Here is a 7,393-nt window from a genome sequence, read left to right as displayed (position 1 = left end):
CCGCGGAAAGAACCATGAACCCGGCAGCGGATCATTTTTGTCTATCGGGCTTGACACCGTGCCCGCGATTAAAGAACAAACGACTATCGAGCGCGCTCTCCTCGACAAGGGCTATCGCGGCCACAACACCCGCCCGATTACAAGTCCAGCGTGTTCACTCAGGACAGAAGCGGCGCGTGACGCCACTACCGCTACTCTCGGCAGATGCGATCCCATCCCATGGAGTAGTTCTGGCCCCTGATGTTCATACGCCGCCGTCGGTACAAGATGACAGCAGCAGCACTCCAACAGTTCAAAGAAGCCCGAGGCGGCGCGCCTTGATAGCACACTGGATTCGGGTGGTCACGTCCAGCTTTCGCATAGCGTTCTTGATGTGAAAATCGACGGTGTTCTGGCTGATTCTCAATATCCCCCCTATTTCCCAGGATGATTTGCCCTCCTCTACCCACCGCAAGCACTCCTTTTCTCGTGCGGACAGCACAACGGCTTGCCCATCGATCATGTGTTTCTCCTGGAGCCGAGACGATTGGAACGCGATCAGCAAATGCCGTACCAGCGCGGCGATCTCAAACTCTCCTGCCAACACAAGCTTTGGAGCACCAATCAGCTGTCGATCCAACTGCGGCACCATCGGCTGTCGAAGCGATTGCGACATACGTCGTAAACGCGACAGCAGTGGTTGCAACAACGGCACACTTGACATCCGCGACCTAACGTAGGCCTGGGATAGGTCTCCTCATAGCTGGTAGCCGCCAGCACTACGTCCCGCGCTTGCTCTAGCGCGGCTTTCTGCATGACCCCATGGAAGAGGCGGAGCGGACCCAGCTACATCGTCGCGGCTCCAAGCCAGAGGTTGTGGGCATGGCCGATAATGGCGTGGAGGACTGGTTCTGTTCGCGTAAATCGCTCGACGGCTCATTGACACTGGATGAGTTGATAACGGACATCGGTACGCGGAATTATCCGATTACTTGGAAGCTCTAATGCCTCGATCGGAGTCTTTTCGCCCTTGCCGCTCGAACAAAATCAAAGTCATTAAAGCTGTGCGGACCACGGCGCTGGGCGACACTATTGTCGAAGGTCGCCGCGCGATGCTTGATTCATCTCGTGATCCGCACCGATCGCTTGCATCGCGTGATGTCGGAGGGCGTCAGAAGGGGGTGCGATCCATCTTATTTGTGCGCCACAGCTATCCAGCGGCCATACCTGCGCTCTATGTTTTTTTCCTTCCGGAGAAGCCTACAATCTCATAGCCTCCATACCGACTATCGTTCGGGGCGGAGGCATGGAGAGAGCAGCAATCGCTGCGTTACGTGCTTGACCGGTCAGCACATAAAATCAATTATTCAAACCCAGCGCATTATTCCTGCTGTTGCCACGAAGCGCCGTCCTAAGAACCGTGGCATGCCGCCGCCCGCGACTTTGCCTTCGCTTAGCGGCTGCATCCGACAACGAGGAGCCGATCGGCATCGAGCATATGGAATTTTGAGCCGATGGTCGTGCTACGGAGAAGGACGCTGAACGTCGGCATCCAGTAGGCGTTCTGCAGCATTGGCGGCTCCGCGGCAAAGCCGCCGGTTCTAAGCGGTTCGATTGATATCATGTCCTCTGCGAGGAAGATCGTCGCCTCATGAAGGTGACGGTATTGCCGGTCAGTCGCTGTAATTGTCGGTCGCTGGAGCGCCGTCGGCCCAAGCCGACAGTCGTGGGTGAAATCCGCCAACAAACGGCATCGGAACGCGGAATTTCGGCGTCAGTGCCGCGCCATTGCATTAATCAATATCGCCATATGGCTACTGTGTAGGGGCGAACGTGACCATTGGACGAGCCGACGTTTGTGGAGGCCGGCAAAGTACAAAGGCGGCGGCTAAATCAATTCCAATTGGACGACGCAGCAAATGATCTGGCTGCAGACAATCTGATGCGCTCGGGAGCGAAGTCGTCCGATCTGAGCACAGGTCCTCTGCGACGGATCAGCTAGTCCGAAATGGAAACGGACCGGCTAACGGCAGGCTAATGCAACTCCCGCTAGGACGGCAGGACTATCTTGTTTAAAGCCGCAACCAGACACCCGTCCGGACACGACCTTGATGGCAGATTTCTGCACGGTTGGACCTTGCTGCTCGTGAGCGCCACGACGGCGGTATTTGCCGGCGTCATGCCGGCCGGCGCGGCCAACTGTCCGCGTAAGGACGCGCTCGGGACCTCGCGCGTGCTCGCCGTTGACGCCAAGACTCATCCGCGGGTCGGACTGAAGAGCTTTCCCCAGACGCTGCCCTTGGCGGACCACGAAGTTGTGCTGACCTTCGACGACGGGCCCCACCCGCCGTACACAGAAGAGGTGCTTGCGGCGCTCGCGCAGGAGTGCGTCCGAGCCACGTTCTTCCTGGTCGGCAAGTCGTCAGCCCTATTTCCCGAGCTCGTGCGGCGCGCCGCTGCGCAAGGCCACACCATCGCGCACCACACTTGGTCGCATTCGATGGCATCGAAGATCAGCCTCGAGAAGGCAAAAGAGGACATCGACCGTGGGATTGCGGCCGACGAAACGGCGCTCCATGGCGTATCGACGATGGCGCCCTCGACGCCGTTCTTCCGCTTCCCCTATTTCGACTCGACCCCTCAGACGCTCGAGCTACTCCAGTCTCGGGGCATCGTCGTGTTCGGAGCGGACCTGTGGGCCAGCGACTGGGAGGAAATGACGCCAGACCAGGAGCTGAAGCTCATCACCAGCCGGCTCAAGGCTGAGGGGAAGGGGATCATTCTGTTTCACGACGCCAAGGCACATACCGCCGCGATGATGCCCGCCTTCCTACGGTACCTGCACGACAACGGCTATCACGTCGTTCACATCGTTCCGACGGCGCCGCTGCAGAGGAATGCCGATACGCATTGATGGCGGAATGTCACGGCCGCGCAGAGTGTGGAGCAATCTAAGCCGTCGTTCATGCTCGCCAGTGCGAGGATGAAGGCGGAATCGCGCCTGAGCCGTTTCGGGTAGGTAGGAACTGCAAAGTGACGTAGATCACGTCAGACGTCTGCCTCATCCTTGCCGTTTACGCGCCGGCAGGAGTGGCAGGGCGCATAGCCGCTCAGCATTTTCGTCGTGCAGCACTTCCTGATTTTGGAATGGAAAACCCCACCGCTGGTGACATAAGCGGTCTTCCGCTGAATGCCGCGACCGTCTCAAGCTGTAACGCGTGTTCGCAAGCATTAGAAGAGGTCTTCTAAACAAACAGATTGTAAAGTGATGCACGCGAACGACAAAGACCATCTCGCGCGACACGGCCCGGACGGTGCTCTCATAAGGCATTTAATGGCAATGCGCTGACAGGCCGTGACCTCGGCTCATCAGGACGGGACATTGTCTATTCGGAGAACACGAGAGAAGCCGTCCTCAATGGCGAGCTCAACGACCAAGTTGCACGCGTTCGTCGGGCCTCCGTGATGTTCTTGATCACGCAGCAACAAACGGCACGTCTCGATGAGAATTAGAAAAACTGATTATCTAAACACTACCAGAAACAGTGTGCCTTGGACTCGCGCGTTCCACGATTCTCTGAGAGCATTGATCTCATGCAATGAAGCCGGTCAGGGACGCTCAGGATGCCCAACAACATCTTCGACAAGGTGAGTAATTCAGTTATACCGCGTCTCGCAGCGTTCTTTCCGCGACGCGCGCAGCCCTTGCGATGGGACCGTCGAATGTGATTGCTCGGGACTAGATCCGACAAATCGCTGGTCGGCCTGCCGCTCGAACTTTCTACGAGGCGGAGCGTAGAACCAGATCGCTGAGCCTTTTCGCAAGCGGTCAGCCTAGCTCCTGTAACGTCCGAGCATGAACACGAAGCACCCGATGTGGGGCGACACGCAAGTCCAAAGAAGAAGAGTCTGCTCCGTGCGCCCGTCACGATGTTCCTGCTTCGAGTCCCGAGATAATTAAACTTAGCTAAGAGCGACACAAAGTCGCTATCACCTCGGTGTGAACTCGGACGTCATCTGACCTTCAACCGGGCGGCATATCTACTCTTGATCGGGTGCTGTGGCGGCCCTGCTCCGATGCCGCCGCTGGACCAGATCGTATGTTGGTAAAACTTGGAAGAGGATATGACATGGTGACCACGCGTGAAGTCTCTCTCGATGACGCCACAACGGTGACTCACATGGTTGCTGCCCTACTAGCCGAACTTGAGGGCGGACAAAAGCAGGGCAGGCTAGATACCCAGCTTGTTGTCGACCTCTTGGCCATGAAAGAGCGCGTCCATGGTTTTCTGGCCTTCACGGACGCACGCCCGGTCGGCCTCATTATGTTGTCGGAAAGCGCTGCCCTTTTTGCGGGTGGAACCTACGGTATCATCACCGAACTCTACGTGGTGCCGGATCAGCGATCGTCTGGGGTCGCGATGCGTCTCATTGAGGCTGGGGTGGGCTTGGGGACGGTAAAAGGCTGGGGCCAGCTCGAAGTGGGGGCACCGAGGCAACCCATGTGGAGCCGTAGCCCCAACTCAGCATTGTACTTGAAGGCGGGTTTTGCAGAGATCGGCCCACGCCTCAAATTGCCGTTACACGGCTTAGCAGGTCAACGTGCGAAACGTAATGCTGCGGAGAGATCACGTTTAGATCCTCGGCGGCAACGCGCATTAAGCCGCTGTATCCCGGAATCGTCCCCTGCGAGATTTGCGTGAGCGTCGATTTGCCGGCGCCCGATTGACCCGCGATGAAGTTTGTAGTGCCGGGTTTGAGTCCGGCCGACAAATCAGAGAGCACCGGCGCATCTCAAACCCCTCATTCTGAGCGAGCCTCCGCGTGCCCAGCTCGAACGGACATGACCGCTGCGCTGCGCAGAGGGCCGGCCTCTGCGCAGCGATGAGCCTTCTGTAAGAGCGGAACGCTGGCCAGTCTCCCAGGGCGTACGGATAGGACGGCTTACGAAAGGCTCACGAGCCCGCCCCATCCGTTGACCTGTTCTTGACCGGTTTAATATTCTTCGCGGTCACTTGCGCTGGTGTCGCACCGACGAACTGTTCGTACAGGAGAGGATCTGTCGCGCCCTCGGTGTTGATCAGGAAGACTCGTGCATTGGGTCCAAGACCAATCTTGCCACGCGAGGTCGGGTCAGAAGCAGCCTTCAGCAAGGCTGCAAGGCCAACACCACCACTTTCGCCGGCAACGACGGCGGGATCGCCATCCTTCGGATTTGCCAGACTTTTCATCACGCTGATTGCGTCCTCGTCGTCGACAGTCATAAAAGCATCCGCTGCGCGTGAAAGGATGCGCCAAGCGAGGAGCGAAGGCTCGTAGCATTCGAGCATCGCCATCACGGTCGATTGCCCATGGCCTATCTTGACAGAATGCCCGGCCCGGGCGCTTTCGAAGAGGCATGCTGCCCGCGACGGATCAACAACTGTGAAGAACGGCCGGCCGTCGCCGAACAGAATTGATAGATGTCCAGCAACGGCTGCGGCGATCCCACCGACGCCTGCTTGGATGAAGACGTGTGTCGGCGGCTCCGGCAACTGACGTAGTGCTTCGCTCACGAGGGCGGTGTATCCCTGCATTACAAAGCGCGGGATCCGCTCATAGCCAGGCCAGGACGTGTCAGACACTGTGATCCAACCCTCTTGAGCGGCAACTCGGGATGCTTGGACGACAGAGTCATCATAGTTACCGTCAACGCGGATCATCTGCGCGCCAAAGCGGGCGATGGCGGCGATGCGCTCGTTGCTCACGCCTGAATGAACGAAGATGGCGCATTTTGCACCAACGAGCTGGGCGCCATGAGCAACTGATCTGCCATGGTTGCCATCCGTCGCGCAAGAGACCGTCATACCTCTTGCCACGGAATTCACTTCACGTGTGTGCACCTCGGACGCGTCAACATCCCGACCGAGCTGCCGAGTTGCTTCGTCGAGCACCAGACGGATCACAGCATAGGAACCTCCCAAGGCTTTGAAACTCCCAAGGCCGAGACGTTGGCCTTCGTCCTTTAGATGGATCGAACCCACTCCAATCTCGCGGGCAAGGCCTGGCAGAGAAACAAGAGGGGTTTCCTTGTGGCCATCGCGATGCTTGAGAAACCACTCGACCTCGCGAGCGGCTTCGACGCTCACCGCGTCGGCGTCCGAGGCATCGAGGGGAGCGCGGTGGTCGATGTGTTGGTTGAGGAGAAACATTGTCTGGCTTTCTTACCTCGTCAGTAGCGCTATGTATGGAATACTTCATTCACGACATATAAGTGGCGCATTCTGGGGTGATTTTGAAGTAGTGCCTGGGTATTGCACGCGTCTTTGCCACGACCAGGTTTTCGATCGACGATCCTCTTACAACAATCGAGCAAAGTTCACAGAAACCTGCGGCCCGCGCGCTATATCAGCGAGTCTGGAGATCAGCTATGTGTGAAGGCCGTGGGACCGTCCACGGCCTTCTCCTTCAAAAGATCAGCTCATCGTCGGCATGAGGAATTCGGCGCCGGCGCGGACCCTGTCGGCTACCCAGTCATGATCGTCTTGCGCTTGGTGTAGAGGCGAACGCCCTCGGGTCCATGCATGTGGTGATCGCCGAACAGGGACGCTTTCCAGCCACCGAACGAGGGGAACGCCATCGGCACTGGGATCGGAACGTTAATCCCAACCATTCCGACCTGAGTTTGATGGGCAAACTCGCGGGCCGCATCACCATCTCTGGTGAAGATGGCGGTGCCGTTGCTAAATTCGTTCTTGATAATCATGTCCGCTGCATCATCACAAGAGTTGGCGCGAGCCACCGCGAGGACGGGAGCGAAGATCTCTTCACGGCAAAGTTTCATGCCGGTGGTCACGCGATCAAATAGACTTCGACCGATGAAATATCCCCCTTCATAGCCTTGACGCCGAAGGTCGCGTCTGTCGACGATCAGCTTTGCACCTACTTGTACGCCCACGTCGATGTAGCCTCGGACCTAATCGAGATGTGGCTTTGTTGCTGGTGGCCCCACTTCGGCAGTGTCAGGACCGATGTTCAGGGCGCGGACCTTAGGCGCCAGCTTTTCGGTCAGCCGCTCGGCCGTGGTATCTCCAATCGGCACCGCCACCGAGATCGCCATGTAGCGTTCGCCAGCAGAGCCACATGACAACCATGTGGTTCTTGGCGCCTCCGAGAGCCTGGCAGCGCTTGTCGCGACAGGATGCCCCGAAACCGGCGGTCGGATTTAGTCGGGGATTGAGGCCGGTGCCGGTGTGAAAGGATGCCCGATTGTGCGTGGGCCGATGAGCCATCGCGTTCCGATCGTTGTTGCTTAGGCTCCAGATGCAACTGAGGACGCGAGCGTGCGCGAGCGGGGACTGCGGCGCGGCAATCAGGATGGAAGTGCAGCGTCAATCAGGATGAGAGAGCTTCGCGGGGCTCGTGACGCAGGGAG

At 58.1% G+C, this 7,393-nt stretch carries 4 protein-coding genes and 2 pseudogenes; 2 read left to right on the top strand and 4 right to left on the bottom strand.

Annotated features, from left to right (window positions below):
• Positions 1 to 292 precede the first annotated feature (292 nt).
• On the bottom strand, positions 293 to 694 hold the full coding sequence (locus QSV46_RS38870; protein ID WP_314963972.1) for a helix-turn-helix transcriptional regulator: 402 nt from the start codon (positions 692 to 694) through the stop codon (positions 293 to 295).
• A gap of 1,425 nt (positions 695 to 2,119) precedes the next feature.
• Here QSV46_RS38870 and QSV46_RS38865 point away from each other — a divergent pair.
• On the top strand, positions 2,120 to 2,893 hold the full coding sequence (locus QSV46_RS38865; protein ID WP_409997288.1) for a polysaccharide deacetylase family protein: 774 nt from the start codon (positions 2,120 to 2,122) through the stop codon (positions 2,891 to 2,893).
• Positions 2,894 to 4,109: 1,216 nt separating this feature from the next.
• Positions 4,110 to 4,682, top strand: a complete 573-nt coding sequence (locus QSV46_RS38860; protein WP_314963971.1) for a GNAT family N-acetyltransferase — start codon at positions 4,110 to 4,112, stop codon at positions 4,680 to 4,682.
• On the opposite strand, the pseudogene QSV46_RS41640 reads toward QSV46_RS38860, so the two are convergent.
• The 3 genes and pseudogenes from QSV46_RS41640 to QSV46_RS38850 all read right to left on the bottom strand — a co-directional run.
• A pseudogene (locus QSV46_RS41640) lies at positions 4,636 to 4,764 on the bottom strand (ATP-binding cassette domain-containing protein); the annotation flags it as partial. The gene QSV46_RS38860 and the pseudogene QSV46_RS41640 sit on opposite strands and share 47 nt — an antisense overlap.
• A 170-nt stretch (positions 4,765 to 4,934) precedes the next feature.
• Complete coding sequence (locus tag QSV46_RS38855; RefSeq protein ID WP_314963970.1) at positions 4,935 to 6,170, bottom strand: diaminopropionate ammonia-lyase; 1,236 nt, start codon at positions 6,168 to 6,170, stop codon at positions 4,935 to 4,937.
• A gap of 264 nt (positions 6,171 to 6,434) precedes the next feature.
• Positions 6,435 to 7,256, bottom strand: a pseudogene (locus QSV46_RS38850) (aldehyde dehydrogenase family protein); the annotation flags it as partial.
• Between the last annotated feature and the right edge of the window lie 137 nt (positions 7,257 to 7,393).

The sequence above is a fragment of the Bradyrhizobium cosmicum genome (assembly GCF_032290525.1).
Lineage (GTDB): Bacteria > Pseudomonadota > Alphaproteobacteria > Rhizobiales > Xanthobacteraceae > Bradyrhizobium > Bradyrhizobium cosmicum_A.
This window is presented reverse-complemented; position numbering and strand designations above follow the sequence as displayed.

Bases quoted from the DNA above. Each gene is read 5' to 3' on its own strand.
- QSV46_RS38855 (WP_314963970.1), bottom strand. From the start codon at position 6,170: ATGTTTCTCCTCAACCAACACATCGACCACCGCGCTCCCCTCGATGCC.
- QSV46_RS38860 (WP_314963971.1), top strand. From the start codon at position 4,110: ATGGTGACCACGCGTGAAGTCTCTCTCGATGACGCCACAACGGTGACT.